This is a genomic window from Mesorhizobium sp. CO1-1-8, from assembly GCF_020164875.1.
In the GTDB taxonomy this organism is placed as follows: Bacteria; Pseudomonadota; Alphaproteobacteria; order Rhizobiales; family Rhizobiaceae; genus Mesorhizobium.
In genome coordinates this window covers 200,365-215,797 of the sequence record NZ_JAIUGZ010000003.1, presented here as the reverse complement: position 1 = coordinate 215,797, position 15,433 = coordinate 200,365, and the positions used below count along the sequence as shown (strand labels likewise).

Annotated in this window: 13 protein-coding genes, 2 pseudogenes and 1 riboswitch; of the genes and pseudogenes, 11 read left to right on the top strand and 4 right to left on the bottom strand. The window is 60.0% G+C overall.

The genetic code is table 11. The features are described from left to right. Window positions 1–22: 22 nt before the first annotated feature. Window positions 23–1,168, bottom strand: a complete 1,146-nt coding sequence (locus LB558_RS07455) for a sugar ABC transporter substrate-binding protein (RefSeq protein ID WP_224696940.1) — start codon at window positions 1,166–1,168, stop codon at window positions 23–25. A gap of 164 nt (window positions 1,169–1,332) precedes the next feature. Between LB558_RS07455 and LB558_RS07450 the strand changes: the two are divergent. From LB558_RS07450 to LB558_RS07410, 9 genes and pseudogenes are all read left to right on the top strand, one after another. Further along, window positions 1,333–1,463 (top strand): annotated as a pseudogene (locus LB558_RS07450) (elongation factor P); the annotation flags it as partial. Window positions 1,464–2,416: 953 nt separating this feature from the next. Then, window positions 2,417–2,968: a copper chaperone PCu(A)C gene (locus LB558_RS07445; RefSeq protein WP_224696939.1), complete on the top strand. Its 552-nt coding sequence runs from the start codon at window positions 2,417–2,419 to the stop codon at window positions 2,966–2,968. Beyond that, complete coding sequence (locus tag LB558_RS07440) at window positions 2,949–3,569, top strand: SCO family protein (protein WP_224696938.1); 621 nt, start codon at window positions 2,949–2,951, stop codon at window positions 3,567–3,569. Before LB558_RS07445 ends, LB558_RS07440 begins: the two co-directional genes overlap by 20 nt. Window positions 3,570–3,613: 44 nt before the next feature. Next, on the top strand, window positions 3,614–3,805 hold the full coding sequence (locus LB558_RS07435) for a hypothetical protein (protein WP_224696937.1): 192 nt from the start codon (window positions 3,614–3,616) through the stop codon (window positions 3,803–3,805). 84 nt (window positions 3,806–3,889) lie between these two features. Then, complete coding sequence (locus LB558_RS07430; protein WP_224696936.1) at window positions 3,890–5,290, top strand: PepSY-associated TM helix domain-containing protein; 1,401 nt, start codon at window positions 3,890–3,892, stop codon at window positions 5,288–5,290. Window positions 5,291–5,350: 60 nt separating this feature from the next. Further along, window positions 5,351–5,557, top strand: a riboswitch (cobalamin riboswitch). Window positions 5,558–5,592: 35 nt separating this feature from the next. Beyond that, complete coding sequence (locus LB558_RS07425; RefSeq protein WP_224696935.1) at window positions 5,593–6,270, top strand: energy-coupling factor ABC transporter permease; 678 nt, start codon at window positions 5,593–5,595, stop codon at window positions 6,268–6,270. Between the two features lie 288 nt (window positions 6,271–6,558). Next, the gene (locus LB558_RS33160) at window positions 6,559–6,804 is read left to right on the top strand and encodes a methyltransferase domain-containing protein (protein WP_224696934.1); all 246 of its coding nucleotides are present in this window, start codon (window positions 6,559–6,561) and stop codon (window positions 6,802–6,804) included. 216 nt (window positions 6,805–7,020) lie between these two features. Then, complete coding sequence (locus tag LB558_RS07415; protein WP_224696933.1) at window positions 7,021–7,317, top strand: hypothetical protein; 297 nt, start codon at window positions 7,021–7,023, stop codon at window positions 7,315–7,317. Window positions 7,318–7,847: 530 nt separating this feature from the next. Then, complete coding sequence (locus tag LB558_RS07410) at window positions 7,848–8,720, top strand: methyltransferase domain-containing protein (protein ID WP_224697207.1); 873 nt, start codon at window positions 7,848–7,850, stop codon at window positions 8,718–8,720. A 61-nt stretch (window positions 8,721–8,781) separates the two neighbouring features. Here the strand turns inward: LB558_RS07410 and LB558_RS07405 are convergent. Next, window positions 8,782–10,185, bottom strand: a pseudogene (locus LB558_RS07405) (ISNCY family transposase). 436 nt (window positions 10,186–10,621) lie between these two features. Here LB558_RS07405 and LB558_RS07400 point away from each other — a divergent pair. Then, window positions 10,622–11,140, top strand: a complete 519-nt coding sequence (locus LB558_RS07400) for a class I SAM-dependent methyltransferase (protein WP_224696932.1) — start codon at window positions 10,622–10,624, stop codon at window positions 11,138–11,140. Between the two features lie 556 nt (window positions 11,141–11,696). After that, window positions 11,697–12,383, top strand: a complete 687-nt coding sequence (locus LB558_RS07395; protein ID WP_224696931.1) for a hypothetical protein — start codon at window positions 11,697–11,699, stop codon at window positions 12,381–12,383. Between the two features lie 105 nt (window positions 12,384–12,488). Here the strand turns inward: LB558_RS07395 and LB558_RS07390 are convergent, their stop codons facing one another. Next, entirely contained in the window at window positions 12,489–14,951 is a 2,463-nt protein-coding gene (locus tag LB558_RS07390; RefSeq protein ID WP_224696930.1) for a relaxase/mobilization nuclease domain-containing protein, read from the bottom strand. Next, the gene (locus LB558_RS07385; RefSeq protein ID WP_224696929.1) at window positions 14,951–15,355 is read right to left on the bottom strand and encodes a plasmid mobilization protein; all 405 of its coding nucleotides are present in this window, start codon (window positions 15,353–15,355) and stop codon (window positions 14,951–14,953) included. The genes LB558_RS07390 and LB558_RS07385 overlap by 1 nt, the downstream gene beginning before the upstream one ends. Window positions 15,356–15,433 lie beyond the last annotated feature (78 nt).

Sequence of the window (15,433 nt, the reverse complement as noted above, 5' to 3'; positions counted from 1 at the left end):
TCGGCCGTCCTGCTTGCGACCTTTATTGTTCCTTGAAGGCGCCTAGCAGCCCGTCCAGCGTCTTCTGATCATCTTTTGAGGCCAGAACCGTGGGCGTCACAGCGAAACTGGTGCTCAATCCGGTGATTGAATTCAGCGCGAGATCGACCACGTTCTTGCCCAGCTCGCTCATCACGATCGCTGCGCTCGCACGATAGGCGCCGCCTTCGTTCACCGCCTTCAGCCCCTCAAATGCGCCGTCCTGGCCGGCGATGAATATCTTGCTCTCATCGACGCCAGCTATCTTGACGGCGCGATAGGCTCCGACGGCGGCGTCGTCATTCAGGCACACGATTACATTGATATCGGGATGCTGCTTAAGGACGGTTTCTGTAACAGAGAGCCCAACCGACTGCTCCGCGGCATCCTGTTTGGCGACAATTTGAATGCCGTTCTCACCGAATATTCTCTCCACTTCGGTCCAGCGGGCCGAAACGGAGGGGAGCGATGACAGTGTCGTTACCAGGGCTTTAGGATCTTTGATGCCGTTCTTCTTAACCCATGCGACCGCCGCATTTGCCACTATCTGCCCAGACTGAGCGTGGTCGAATCCGACATAGCCGTTGCTGTCTTTCATCTTACCCAGGTAGGTGAGCCACTTGATGCCCTGATCCTGAGCCTGCTTCTGCAAGGGCTTGAGAGCATTCTCGTCGATCGGAAGCACGACGATCGCATCGACTTTGAGCGTGATCCAGCTTTGTACAGCATTGATCTGTTGTTCGAGATTGTTGTGCTGTGTGTTGTCGTGGAGCACAGTGACACAACCAAGCTCCTTGGCTCTATCGTCGATAATTCGTCTAAGCTGCCTGACGAAATCGGCCTCCGACACCGAATGACTGTACGCAATCTTATATTGCTTTCCGCCCACGCAAGCTTTCTGCGCCGCCTCGCGAATTTCCTGCAACGGAACGTTGGGTACAACTTTTTCGTCCGCCATTGCGGAGCGGGGAAGGAACGCGGCCGCAGCAACCATGCAAGCCATCATTAGAAACGCGGGTCGATTCATTGCGCTACCTTTCTGATAAATCGCCGGGACCTCTGCAGTTTCCGGATGGAATCTGAGCACGAGTTTCAGCCGGACATAGGTGTTGAGCTGCCCATTTCGTGCACCTTGTTCTTTATTGACCATTCTGCCCTCCGCCAAAGGGACAGAATATGCGGCTTGCTGCACGACACCTGACCCGCACGATTGGTATCTTATGTAGACCTTTGACCCAATGTCAAGCAGGACGGCTCGCTGCCGTGAAAGCGGTTCGCCGGAGGGCTGTGCCAGGGTTCGGCTGTAGGCTGTGGCAGGCGGCCGGCCAATCCTACAAAGCCGGGGTGCTGAAGAACGGCATCGGCGTGCTGGTGCCGCCTTCATCTCGGCCGGCGAACGCATCGTCGTTGACATCGACGAAACCACCTACCTGCGCCGCGCCGACTCAAGCGCTCCGCCAGCGAGATCCATGGGGGACGGCGCTCTTTACAACAAACCGGCGAGCTGAAGGGTATCGGGCGCCACGAAGGAGGGAGCAAAGATCGGGCCGACCGAAGCGGTTGCCCGAATGCTAGGTACGTTGCCTTCCATTCCTCATATGGTCGCGCTCTCGCATGGCGATCTACATCGGAACAATGTCGGGTGAGGTTAGGGGGCAAGCCATTCTTATTAATTTGGCAGCGGCCACTACGGGTCTCTGCACGGAAGGCGGCTACGGCCCAGGTCTGTTTTGGGGTACTACCCCAATAGGTCGAGCGCTGCGTCGTGCTACACCCCGGGCAGCAGCGTGTAAGATCTGCCACCGGCGGCCAGCTGCCCGCGCGGCAGGTGCAAATCGCCGCAAGTGGCAAAACCGTCTTCTCGTTCCCAATGTTGAGTGTTAGCAAGGCACAACCGGAGGAGATCGTGGCCAAGCGTGCTGCCTCATCGCGTCTGGTGGCTGCACTCGTTCTAGCGCTAGTGCTGGTCACCCAATCGGTCGTCGGCGCCTTCGCGCTCGGCGCGGCTGGCGCTGGCCCGCAGTTTGATGCGTTCGGCAATCCACTCTGCCTGAACGGTCCTGATCATGGCGGATCCAGCGACTCGGAAATTCCGAGCCACTCCAAGATACCCTCCTGCTGCACCTTCGCCTGTTCGATGTTCTGGCCCGGAATAGCGACGCCCGCCGATATTGGCCGGGTCGCGCCTGGCCTTCGAGCATCGATGCGAATGTCCTTTGCCGGTTCGAAGGCCATTGACCTGCACGCGCAGGGCTATAGGCCCGGCAATCCCCGAGCTCCGCCTCTGACGGTCTGACACAGAAAAAGTCGTCTCATGCATGTGAGGCGGCGTTCCCGTCCAACCTCATACAAGCGGCCCCGCCTGGCAATGGCATTGCCGCTACTGGGAGTCTTTCCAATGCAAGCAACTCAACGCGCGTTCGCGCGAACGCGTTCTTTTGTTCACGCGACAACCCGTTTCCGTTCCTTCGAGGAACGGCTAGGCATCGTCGCCTTTGCCCTGGCGCTGCTCTTCGCCACGGTTCATCCACTGTGGGCGCAGGAATTCAGGACCGACGATATCGAGATCATCCACCCTTGGTCACGAGCAACGCCGGAAGGATCCGAGGTCGCTGCGGGATACCTGACGCTAAAGAACCTTGGCAACTCGGCCGATCGGCTGGTCGCAGCCACTGGCGAGATAGCTGGCATGACGCAGATCCACGAAATGTCCGTCGACGCCAATGGCGTGATGACCATGAAGCGGCTTGGCGAGGGGCTGGAGATCCCGGTCGGCGGCGAAGTCACGCTCAAACCCGGCTCCTTCCACATCATGTTCATGGACCTGAAGAAGCCCGTGAAGGAAGGCCAACCGTTCAAGGGGACCTTAACCTTCGAGAAGGCAGGCACTGTCGAGATCGAATATTCGGTCGATGCGATAGGAGGTGGCGATGACGAGCATGGAGGCTGAGCCCCGCCCTGCGAGGCGTATCGGCTCGATCGTGGCGCTGGCCTGTCTTGCCGTGGTGCTGCTCGGCATCGTGGCAATGGTTGTATGGCCAAGGCTGGTTGAGAAAACCGTGTCGCCGATCGGGGGCCCGTTCACGCTGAGGACCCAGACAGGCGAAATGCTGTCCGACGCGGATCTTCGGGGCAAGCCGTTCGTCATCTTCTTCGGCTTTACCCGCTGCCCCGAAGTGTGTCCGACGACGCTATGGGAAACGACGGAAGCGCTAAAGGGCTTAGGGCCTGAAGCCGACAAGCTTCGGGTGCTGTTCGTCTCCATCGATCCCATCCGAGACACGCCGAAATTCATGGCGCGCTACCTGCAATCGTTCGACAAGCACATCACCGGCCTGACGGGAACAGAAGCCGAAATCGCTGCCGTCGGGAAGGAGTACCGCATCTACTACAAGAGGGTGCCGACAGACGACGGCGACTACACAATGGACCACACGGCGACAATGTTTCTGATGGACGCCGATGGGCAGTTCGTGGGCACGATCTCCTACGGTGAGGAGATGGCGATGCGACTCCAGAAGCTACGCAAGCTCGTCGGAGCAGCAACATGAAGTCGGGCCACACCCAGATTTGCAGGCCATGGCTGGAGGTGGGCTTGACCTTCCTCATCGGCGCGGGGGCGGGCCTGGCCGTCTTTGTGTGGATCGTGACGCAATCCCCCGGATGGTCGCCTTTCTATCTCGACAACGACGGTCCGGGTGTCTTCGACGCCTTTGTGGCCGCGTGGCCGTTCGGCCAGGCCGCCATCCTCTTTCATCATGTGCTGCCCGGCATGGGCCGCGATTGAATAGGGGCGGCCGCGTCCGCGTGGCCGCCTCTTCCATCACGTTAGCAATGGCGGTCACAAGTCCGTCCTACCGGAGAATCATCGATGTCCACCGCAACGCTTGCGGCGCAGCTGGAAACCGCTGTCAGCACCCGGCTCTATCGCGCCATCTGGCGCTGGCACTTCTATGCCGGCCTCTATGTCATCCCGTTCCTGACTGTGCTCGCCTGTACCGGGCTGATCATGGTCTACGGCAACTCAATCGAAACCTTCCTCGGTGCCAAGCACTACGTAGGGCCAGGTGGCGAGCGTGCCTCTTATGAAGCACAGTCGGCGGCCGCCGTCGCCGCGATCCCCGCAGGCACGCTGAAGCTCATGGTCGTGCCACAGGAGGACGACCGAGCCACCGTTTTCATTGTTCAAGGCAACGGCAAGGACAATGTCGTCGCCGTCGATCCGCACGGGCCCAAGGTGTTGGACACGATCGCCAAGGACGACACCTGGTTCTACTGGGCCGACAACATACATGGCACCTTGCTGATGGGTGATGTTGGTGACCGGCTAATCGAAGTCGCGGCCGGTCTCGGTATCGTGCTGATCCTGACCGGTCTCTACATGTGGTGGCCGCGCAATAGCACCTCGCTCGCGCGAGCATTGTTGCCGAACCTGACGCAGGGCGGACGCAGCTTTTGGAAAAACCTGCACGTGTCGCTCGGATTCTACGTCTCGGTCGTTCTGCTTTTCTTTCTGCTCTCCGGCCTGTCATGGACCGGCATTTGGGGCGCCAAGATAGTTCAGGCCTGGAGCACGTTCCCTGCGGCCAAATGGGACAATGTCCCGCTTTCCGATAAGACCCATGCCGGCATGAACCATGGCGCGATGAAGGAAGTCCCCTGGACACTGGAGCAGACTCCAATGCCGAAGTCCGGCTCACAGGCGGGCACCGCCGGATTGGAAACGGGGACTGTCAATCTCGATACGGTTGCCGCCTACGCCCATGCCAACGGCTTTACCGAGCAGTTCCGCATCAACGCGCCGCAGGACGCGGGTGGCGTCTACACGGTTTCGGCCGACTCCATGAATGCCGACACCCATAATCCTTTTGGCGACCGTACCATCCATATCGATCGCTACAGCGGCAAGATTCTGGCCGACGTGCGCTTCGCCGACTATGGGTTGGCCGGCAAGGCGATGGCAGTCGGCATTGCCTTACACCAAGCCAATCTCGGGTGGTGGAATACTGCGCTCAACCTACTCTTTTGCCTCTCCGTCATCGCCATGGCGCTCTCGGGCGTCCTTATGTGGTGGAAGCGCAGGCCGGCGGGGCGGCTGGGCGCGCCTCTCTACCCCCGCAACTACAGGATCCCGGTAGCCGTCCTGGCGATCGCTATTGCGGTTTCCATCATCTTCCCGCTGACCGGACTGGGCATCCTGGCCTTTGCCATTATTGATTTCCTGTTGCCCAAGCGTCTGAAGGAGGCAGGTTTCCAGGCAGCGAGGGCTTGAGGACCGTCGACTGACACTCTCATTGACGAATGTGAGCTGGTAGAATGCCAGCCTCCTCGTCTCTCACTTGGTGCGCATGGTTTCCGAACGCACCCGTTCGGAAGTGGGAATGGGCAGGCCGAACCGGCCGAAACCCGACCGCCCCGCGACGTTATGCGAAGAGCAGCCTTTCGAGAAAGTCACTGGCGACCCGGTCGGGGAGCTGGGAAGACGAAAGGTCTCGGAGACGCTCGAGTCAGGAGACTGGCCGTGCGCATCGATCAACCCAAACGTCGTCGGGTGCGGCGGCAAAGGAGAACGATATGCATATCGAACCTGGACTTGTGAGCGATTCAAAGATCTGGTTGAGCTACCTCACCGCCGCTGGCGCTGGCGCCTACTCGATCAAGCTTGCCTGGCGCAGCGTGACGGAGAGCGGCCCCTTGCCACTCCTCCTGCGCAGCTTCATGACGACGGCTCTTGTATTCTGCTTTTTCGAGGTGTTGCCGCACTATTCCGTCGGCGTTTCGGAGGTGCATCTGATCCTCGGTTCGACGTTGTTTCTGATCTTTGGCGCCGCGCCTGCAGCGATCGGATTGGCCCTAGGCCTGCTGGCCCAGGGCCTGTTCTTTGCCTCGTTCGATCTCCCTCAGTACGGGATGAACATAACGACGCTGCTCGTACCGCTCTTTGGACTGACAGCCTTGGCGGGCAGGATCATCGCGCCGGCGACGCCCTATATCGACCTGAAGTACAGACAAGCCCTGGCGCTCTCGACCAGCTACCAAGCCGGTATCGTCGCATGGGTCGCATTCTGGGCGCTCTATGGACAGGGTTTCGGTGCTGACAACGTCCATTCCATTGCAGCGTTCGGCGGAGCATACATGCTGGTGATAATCGTCGAACCGCTCGCCGACCTCGCCGTTCTGGCATGCGCCAGAACTGTTGTCGCTCTGCGCGGCAGCGCTTTCATCGAACGTCGGCTCTACAATCCGGCTTGATCGATTTTACTAAAGGGGATCGTCTCCGGATTGAAATGGCGGCAGGCATTCCTGCCGCCATTTCGCGTCAATCGATTGGTCTGGTGATCCCCCCACAATGTCGAAATTTTTCTTTAGCTCCCGCCGCAACCCTGCGCATGGACTGAGTGAGAACTATGTCGATGCCTTCGCGGGGGCGGGTTAGTAGATCCACGGCACCGATGATGGTCGCGCTGGACAGTCTCGTCATTTGCCTGACACTGCTGACCCAGTATTGCGCCAGCCTGCAGGGGAAGTGGATGTGATGATGTGGGAACAGCACACGATTCTGGAAGGCAAAGTTCACGTCTATGGGCGTTGCCGCGACTTCTCCAGGACGCGGCATTCGTCTGCGGTGTTGATCGCTCACAGGATGTGGTGAGCGCTGCCGCCCGCCAGTTCGGTGATGCAGTGCGCGCCGGACGAGCCGAGTTCCGCGTCGGGACGGTCGAAAAACTGCCCTTGCCGGATGCCACATTCGACAAAGCCCTCAGCGTCCACACAGTATACTTCTGACAGAGCCTTAGAGCTGGATCCGCGGAGCTCGCACGAGTTCTCGCGCCGGGTGGGCGATTCGTGTTGGGCTTCCTTCCAAGGCGTATATGGACCGGATGAACATGCCAGAAGATATCTTTACCTCGCGCGAGCCGGACGAGGTCATTGCAGCCTTGCAAGATGCCGGGTTCAGCGACACCGAGGTACGAAGGCCGAACTCGGAAACGGAATGGCTCGTTGCGACAGGTGTGCGAAGATGAGCTGACCACGCGGAGCAAAATTCGAGCGATCCATGGCGGCTTGCCGAGGAAGATCATCGGCCGCGTTTTTTTCGATGGCATGAGTGGCGGTTCTCCGCCTCGGCTACCCAACATCCTGACCACGATCGCCGTACTTATAGGTGAGGCCAATCCGCACTTCGTTTATCGACAGATCGGCGCCGAAGGGAGTAAATATGCTTCTATCGGCACGCTCGGTCCCAAAATCGGTATAGCGATATTCAGCACGTCCAATCAGGCCATCCGTAAAAGTTAGGTGACACCCGCACCGATTGCCGATCCGGGCTAGGCATTCTCGATTCAGCGCCGCTGACAGTGTTGTCGACATCATATTTGCGAACGCAACGGTTTTGGAACCACGGCACGAATAAGGCCACCCAGCTGGCGGATTGGCTGCCAGGGAACTAACGCCTGTGAGTTCAGTCGGCTCGCTGTTTTCAACTCTTGTCAAAGCGATTTAGAGACGCGATACCGCCAGCAAGTTAGAAATGCGACAGTGATGCGCCTACCTGGCACGACCTAAGCGCCCGATCGGGCGTCAGCTGGTCGGGATTGCACAGCCCGATCGGGGGCGATCAATCTTGGCTTCTTCGGCTTTAGCTTTGAGAGCCTGTCGACGCACAGACCCGAGGAAACGGGATGCGCGACGGCCAGCTTGAGAACCGACTGGGCCAAGCTCCTGACCTCGATGGACTTGATCTTGAGCATCGGATCGGGCACGTGGTTGGTCGTCCGCGCCAGCCACCACCGGTTACATCACATAGCGGACAACCAGGAATCTGTCCGCTGCAGCCTATCATGGATATCTCTCTCTGGCTGGCGCACAAGCGGCGCGCGCTCACCCTTGCTGCCGATGGCGCCGATTTCCTTATGAACCGCGTCGCCGAGGATCTCGCCGACCGGCTGGGCGCCGTCGAGCGCAGGTTCGGCAAGGCGGCGGTGCTGTTTTGCCAGAAGCCGGCCGCGGCCGGCGTGCTCGCCGCGAGCGGCAAGGTGCAGGACATCGTCCGCGTCGAGACGGACGCGGCTTTCCTGGATGGTGCCCCCGGCTTGGTCGCGCCGCTGGAAACCGTGCCGTTCGAGCCGCAAAGCCTTGACTTGGCGGTGTCGCTTCTGTCGCTGCAGGCGATGAACGACATCCCCGGCATGTTGATCCAGATCCGCCGCGCGCTGCGGCCGGACGGACTTTTCCTCGGCGCCTTCGCCGGCGCCGGCACGCTCGGTGAGCTGCGCGAAAGCCTGCTTGCGGCCGAGATCGAGCTCTACGGCGGCGCCAGCCCGCGTGTCATCCCCTTCACCGACGTACGCGATGCCGGTGCGCTTTTACAGCGCGCCGGTCTCGCCTTGCCGGTGGCCGATGTCGAGACCGTGACGGTGCGCTATGCCAATTTGTTTGCCCTGATGGCCGATCTGCGCGCCATGGGCGAAACCAGCGCGCTGGCCGATCGCAGCCGGCGACCGGGCTCACGCAGGCTGTTTGCCCGGGCCGCGGAAATCTACGCGGAGCGTTTTTCCGACCCCGACGGCCGGATCCGGGCAAGCTTTTCGTTGGTCTGGATGTCCGGTTGGGCGCCCGATGCATCGCAGCAAAAGCCGCTGAAACCTGGTTCAGCCAAGGTCTCGCTGAAGACGGTATTGGAAAATCCTAGGGAAAGCTGAGCTGTCCGGTCAAAGCTGGAAAGGCGCTTGCTACCCAGCAGTATTTAAGTAGCCGAGATCATCATTCCGCAGCTTCCAGCCTCGCCAGCGCCTGCTCTCGCCGGGCGATCACGGCGGGATCGTTTATGAAATCCGTCCGTCGACCAGGCTTGCGGCCATGCTTTACATAGCTATTGCTCTGGCTGCCATCGGGGATGCCAAACAGGTGGTTCGTCTGCCCGGTGGGACGCGGACCGTGCTGGCTTCGGCTCAACTCCCGGCCTTCCTGCATCTCGGCAACCGTCGCGAGCGCTTCATCCAGACGCTTGTTCTCGACGACTTCGGATCTGTGCACCGAGCGCAGTTTGTCAAATGTCCTGTAGGGCAGGGACGTGCTGCCCTCCATGATCTCGAGGCGGCCGTCGGGATAGTCGCAGACGATCACCTTCTTGCCCGCTAGGCGCAAAGGCGCTCGGATCGAGGATGAACAGCACCTTGTCATAGCGCAGCGTCAAGGCCTGCGACAGCGTGCGGAATTCCTTGCGACACATGGCGCTGTCCAGGTTGTCATGATCGGCGAGGGGGCGATGCATATCCTTCGGATTGCGTGGTTCCTTGCCGAAACGGGCATTGAAATCGGCGGCGAACTCGGCCGCATAGGCATTGGCCGCCTCGACCGTGCTGATGCCGCGCAGACGCAGTTCCTTCACAAGCCGGTCCTGCAGCGTCTGATTGGCGCGCTCGACGCGGCCCTTGGCCTGCGGAGTGTTGGCGCAGATGATGTCGATGTTCAGCTCGTCGAGCGCGCGACCAAACTGCGTCAGGCCAGTCGTTCGATCCTTCTCCGAACCATGCGTCGTGCGAAACACGCCATGCTTGTCGCTATAGAAGGAGATCGGCTTGCCCCATTCCTGCAAATACGCCTTGGTGGCGATCAGGTAGTCGAACGTGTTCTCGGAACCCGCAAAGCGCAGATGCAGCAGCTTGCCCGTCGCGTCGTCGATGTAAACCAGCAGGGCGCATTTAGGGCCGCGGTTCTCGAACCACCAATGGTGCGAGCCGTCGATCTGAACCAACTCGCCGAGGCAGTCGCGCCGAACCCGTGGCTGGTGAAGCTGCTTCTTGCGCTCCCGGCGCGATGTCCAAATGCCAGCTTCCGTCATCCACTTGCGTAGCGTCTCTGTGCTGACGGCGATCTGGTGCCACTCAAGCAGTTTCTCGCTGGCAAGCGTCGGGCCGAAGTCGACATAGTGTTCGCGGATGAGCTCCAGGACAAAGTCGCGAACGTTATCGACGATGCGATTGTTCGAACATCTGCCGCGCGCCTTGTGCCGGAGAGCCGCGGCACCGTCGTCTTGGAATGTCCTCAATAATCGTTGGGTCTGGCGGACCGTGAGCCCCAGGATCTTCGCGGCCGACGCAGTGGAGATGCGTCGTTCATGACCTTCGACAAAACCTCGATACGCTTCAGCTCGCGTTCGCTCATCAGAACAAGTCCCAAGTTGCAATCTCCCGCACCGTCAAAGGCGGAGAGATTGGCAGCGCACAAGCAGGAGCGACATTCCTACTTTGCCAAACCCGGACATTTTAACTTAGCTGCTACAACTCTTGTCAAAGCGATTTAGAGGCGCGACACCGCCAGCCAGTTAGAAATGCGACAGTGATGCGCTTCTTGGCACGACCTTAGCGCCTGATCGGGCGTTGGCTGGTCTGGGTTGCTCAGCCCGATCAGGCGCGTTTCAGTGAACTCCCAGGCTTCAGCTTTCTCATGTCAAAGAGTTGCCGGCGACCGGCTAAGCGCCGTATGATTCAGGACAGAGGGCGCACGAATGGCACCAAGGTTCATAGCGAGACAGCTTTCTCGGCCAACCGGAATTGCCGGCTGGTTAGTCCGAGCTGGTATGAACCGTGGTAATGCACGATTGAACAGCTACGCCTTCAATCAGTTACAGCTGGTGGCGGAAGATCGTGTCGTGGAGATCGGATTTGGCGGCGCCGTTGTAGTGCCGCAGCTTCTCCGGGACGCAGCATTTGTCTGCGGTGTCGATCGCTCACAGGATGTCGTCGACGCTGCCTCTCGCCGGTTTGCCGAAGCGGTGCGCTCCGGACGCGCGGAGTTTCGAGTCGGAACGATCGAGAACCTGCCGTTGCCAGACGCCACATTCCATAAGGCTCTCAGCGTCCACACATTGTATTTCTGGCAAAGTCTTGAAGCCGGGTCCAGGGAACTTGCCCGTGTTCTCGCGCCGGGCGGGCAGGTCGTGCTGGGCTTCCTTCCTAAAGCCCATATGGATCGGATGAACATGCCGGTCGATATCTTTACCCCGCGCGAGCCCAACGAGGTCATTGCTGCCTTGCAAGGGGCCGGGTTCAACGACGTAGAGGTGCGCAGACCTACTGCTGAAACCGCGTGGCTCGTTGCCACGGGCGTGCGAAGATGAAGCCCAACGACGGCAACAATCGAACCCATTGCTGTCATAACTGCCGGTTCGAGCACAGTTGGATTGCGACGCGATCACTCAGCGGCTGTCGCATTACTAAATCGCTGCTACAACTCTAAGTTGCATAACATACATTATGGAACTGAGTTATGTCGCGATATCAATGTGGCAAAGGCAGATCTCGGCACCGCACGGCGGATCCCAGCTTGCGCGAGCGGACGTACCTCGCCCGCCCTGATGGAGAAAATCCTAAGGCCGCCCGTGTGTACACGAAGACGTCCGCTTTCCCTGGCTGACGTATTTTCCATGACATGCCGCATATGGCGTTATGATTTCGCGCGCCGTTAGTCGCCTGGATTCAAGTATGACGGCAAAATATTTTCCACAGTCATCCCCTATGGTTAGCAAAAAGATGGCGTCATATTCGGAGACATCCCCTTGTAGAACAGGAGGAGCCGGGGCCATTTCGATATAGTCGAAAATGACCGGGGGCATCTCTAACTTTCGAGGTTGCCGCCTCCCGATGAACACTTGTTATTTCTATGGAGGAGTTGAGATGACTACCGCTGCTCTCGAAGACAACCTCATTCCGACCAGTGCCAAGGCGCACTTTCCGCCGGACATGAGCGTCGCACCGACCCCGGCAAAGGCCGCGCCGCACAAAACGCGCGGCCGGCTTGTTGCCGCTGGCCTGACCACGCTGCTGGCGACAGCAGCGTGGTACGGCAAGAATTTGGATGACGCGAGCAAGGGCGTCGGCCTGGTCAGCAAGGCGGTCGATTTCGTTAAGGGACAAGACCAGACGGCTTCGGCCGAGAGCGCCTTCAACGCGAAGGTCGACGCTCTTTATGCAAACACCCTGAATTCGGCCGTCGCCGGCGTAGCCCCCTCGATCCGCACCATTGTCGCAGCTGCGTCCGACCCCACACGTCAATCGGAGCTGATTGACTTGCGCCAGGCGCATGTCAATACGAAGCTGATGTCCAATATTGACTACAAGACCGCCGCGTTTGAACTTGTGAACGAGTTCGACGCCGCCGGCTCTTGCCTCAATACGGGCAGTTGCAAGCCGGCAACCTGGCACGCGGAATTCGACGGCGCGTTTTGCCAGTTCCAGCGATCGTACGGGCTGTTCGTCGCCAAACAGCGCCAGCTTGTCTGGAGCTATGCGCAGGACTTCGAGCAGGCACTGGCTACAATCGACTGCAAAAAGGCCCTGACCGCCCAGGCCGCGGCTGCCTGACACGGCACCTACCACGCGTCACTGGTCCCGGACATAGAGGGGCAAGGGACGCTGCCCTCTCCCCAGGACGCGATCGAGGCTCCGCAGCTCTTTGGCGCCCCTGACCTAACGCTCCTTTTCATCGCGCTCGCGATCGTGACGCTCCGCGACTTCACGCTCCAGTTCCCGCAAGCGCGGCACCTGCTGCTGCGGCGGATCAGAACGGCCATCCGCCGGACGTCGTGTGTCAGGCATTTCGTGAGTACGTTCTCGGTCGCGCGTCTGTCGCCTCGCGTCTCGCGCGATGTCAGGATTCACTTCAAGCTGATCATCGACCTGCGACATCTGCTCTGCAGGAGCGTTAAAGCGAAGGGGCTCGGACTCCGTGCTGACTGCTGTCGATGTGCCGTCGACGAGGCCGGGCGAGAGCGGCTTGTCCGCGTCCGTGCTGGGAACCCACTCGTCTTCTACACCCGGCCCGCTCGCAACAATTTGGTCTCTCTCGGCCTTCGTGTCGGGTCGCTCTAGCACGTCGATCGCTTTTTGGAGATCCTGATCGGTTTCGGCAATTTCTCGCAACCAGCTGTTTCCGGCAATGGCAAGCCTCGCTGCGCGTTGCAATTCACGCTCGATATCGCCTCTGGCGATTAATGGATCACGACCGTCCGCGATCGCGCGATCACGGGCTTCCCGCGCGATCTCCACCTCAAGCATCACGTCATTGCCGCGCTCGACGATCTCGGGACCATGCCTGGCGACGGCCCGGTCCCATTCATCATTGCGCACGGCAGACTCCTGTTGCCGCGTGCCGGTGCCGGCATCGGGCTCACGTTCCGTCAATTCGAGATACTCGCGACGTATCTCCACAACCTCGCGCGCAGTCGCGGCGATCTTGTCGAAATCCTTTTTCTCGACCAGCGCGATCGCGGCTCCGAACGTTGCGAGCACTGCTTCGACGCGCTGTTCATAGGTCTCGAATTCCGTTCGCGTCATCGCGCGCATGGGAGGGCCTCCAGCTCCAACTAATTTCTCCAACTCTATCATATTGACTCTCAGATTTTTAGCATTGAGCGACATGTCAAATTTCCCGATGTCTATTTGACTTTCTCTAAATGCCGCTTGAAGACCATCTATCTGCGCCCTCGCGAAGTCCGAGACGGCTTCGTTCGGATCGGCATGCTTGATTTCGCCCCAGACCTGGACTGCCGCGAGGGCATATCCGACGCTGCGCTCTGATCGGGGCGCAGCGTGCCGGTTGGCGCGCTTGCCGTCGTAGCGAACCTGTGCAGCCCTGCTCGTGCCTTTATGTTCGGTGCGGCCAGCATAACTCACCGGTCGCACCTGGTATCGCGCATATGCCGGCGGATTGCCAAATTCGCGGCGGTCCGTCATCTCCATGTCTATGCCATGCTCCCTCGCCTTCTCAGCTATCAACGCGCGCCATTGCCGAAAGACTTGCGGGCTGGTCACGACCCGGTCGCCTGTCTCGGATCGCATGGTGACGATGGCATGGGCATGGACATGCGGCCGCCGTCCGCCCTGCCCAATTTCCTTCGGATCATCGGCCGGATCATGCAGTGCGAACACATAGCGATGTCCGCCGAACTGCTCTCCCAGGAAATCGCGCACTGCAGCCTGGAATGCCGTTGCATCCGTGCCGGAGCGTGCCGAGACGACAAGATGCATGACGTCCCTACCCTTGCGGCTGTGCAGTTCCCGCCGCCACTCTTTTTGAACCAGATCACGGGCTTCTTCGAAGTCTCCGATGATGCGGGCCGTCTCGTCACGAACGCCACCCTGCTGTACGCGCTCGACCAGCTCTCGTACCCGCGCCGTCGCGAATTCCACGCCGTTGCCGTAGCCGCTGAACCGGAAACGGACTTCCGCTTCGCGACCGAAATCGAAATTGTCGATCCTTTCCTGGACGATCGCCGTCGCCTTGGCGTCAGCGGTCAGGCGCTCGCCGTTTGGATCGCGCAGTACGACGATGCCCCGAATCTCTAACTCGCCGGCGTCCTTCTCCTGGACAGCGTGGACAAAGCGCCGCTCACCAAATCCAGCCCTCAGGATCTCTCGAGCAAATTCGTAGCGGCCGTCTACGCTCGCGATTAACGACACGGGAATCGTGACCTCAAACAAACCGACGTCGCGGCTGGCTGCTCGGTTGTCGAAGAGGTGTTGCCATTCCGCGCGCAATTCAGTCAGAGCCGACTTGCCGACTATGCGCTCGCCTCTTTCATTTTCCACCGGCAATTCAGCCGAACGCGAAGCGTAACTCATCATGGCGGCTGCTCGGATGCCGCCTCCATAGGAGGCAAGCTTGACCACCGCCGGCTGGCTCCCCCGGGCGAGCGCCGCAAACCGCGCACGCATGGGCCGCCCGCCCCCAATTCCACGTAATGCAACGGCGTGGCTCTGCCGTCGCGCGCTGCCGCTCCAACCTCCACCGGCCGCTGGTAGGTGGGCAACACCTCCTCTTCGCAGCCGGTCCCAGTCGAGTTCTTCGTGCTCGCCCATGTGCAATTCGTGGAGAAGAGCCGCGCGCCGGCGCTCCCAATCGCGCTCGAAGGCGCCGAGAAAGAACTCCATCAGATCGCTTGGCCGCGCCGGGCGGCGCCGGCGCGCTTCGTCATCGCAGCCACTTCGGCCGCGACTGTGGTCGCGATCGCGCGGGCATCGTCGATCGCCCCTCTGAGATCCGACTCCGCTACAGGTTGATTACCGTTGAGGGCGCGGGCAATCTGATTGAGGTTGCCGCCAACGGCGCGCATATCCCGGATGAGCATCTCGAGGATCGCTCGATCTTCCCTGTTCATGAACGGCCGGACACCGGCGCCTTCGAGCGAGAGCGATCGGACAAAGGCCGAAACAGAAAGACCCGCTTGTTCCGCTGCAATCTCTACGGCCGAAATTTCATGCTCCGCAAAGCGGATGTGGGCTATCTTTTCCCGCCTGGCGGCCCGTCTTGGACGCGATGCGTTCGGCGCTTTCATCGGCGATCTTTCCTGTCTTTGCGGCAATACGCCGTTGATCGAGGGCGTGTCCCTCGATCGTCAGGAAAATGTATCACA

Coding starts and splice junctions, on each gene's coding strand:
- LB558_RS07390 (WP_224696930.1), bottom strand. CDS start 14,951: ATGGAGTTCTTTCTCGGCGCCTTCGAGCGCGATTGGGAGCGCCGGCGC.
- LB558_RS07425 (WP_224696935.1), top strand. CDS start 5,593: ATGCATATCGAACCTGGACTTGTGAGCGATTCAAAGATCTGGTTGAGC.
- LB558_RS07440 (WP_224696938.1), top strand. CDS start 2,949: ATGACGAGCATGGAGGCTGAGCCCCGCCCTGCGAGGCGTATCGGCTCG.
- LB558_RS07455 (WP_224696940.1), bottom strand. CDS start 1,168: ATGGTCAATAAAGAACAAGGTGCACGAAATGGGCAGCTCAACACCTAT.
- LB558_RS07395 (WP_224696931.1), top strand. CDS start 11,697: ATGACTACCGCTGCTCTCGAAGACAACCTCATTCCGACCAGTGCCAAG.
- LB558_RS07445 (WP_224696939.1), top strand. CDS start 2,417: ATGCAAGCAACTCAACGCGCGTTCGCGCGAACGCGTTCTTTTGTTCAC.
- LB558_RS07430 (WP_224696936.1), top strand. CDS start 3,890: ATGTCCACCGCAACGCTTGCGGCGCAGCTGGAAACCGCTGTCAGCACC.
- LB558_RS07385 (WP_224696929.1), bottom strand. CDS start 15,355: ATGAAAGCGCCGAACGCATCGCGTCCAAGACGGGCCGCCAGGCGGGAA.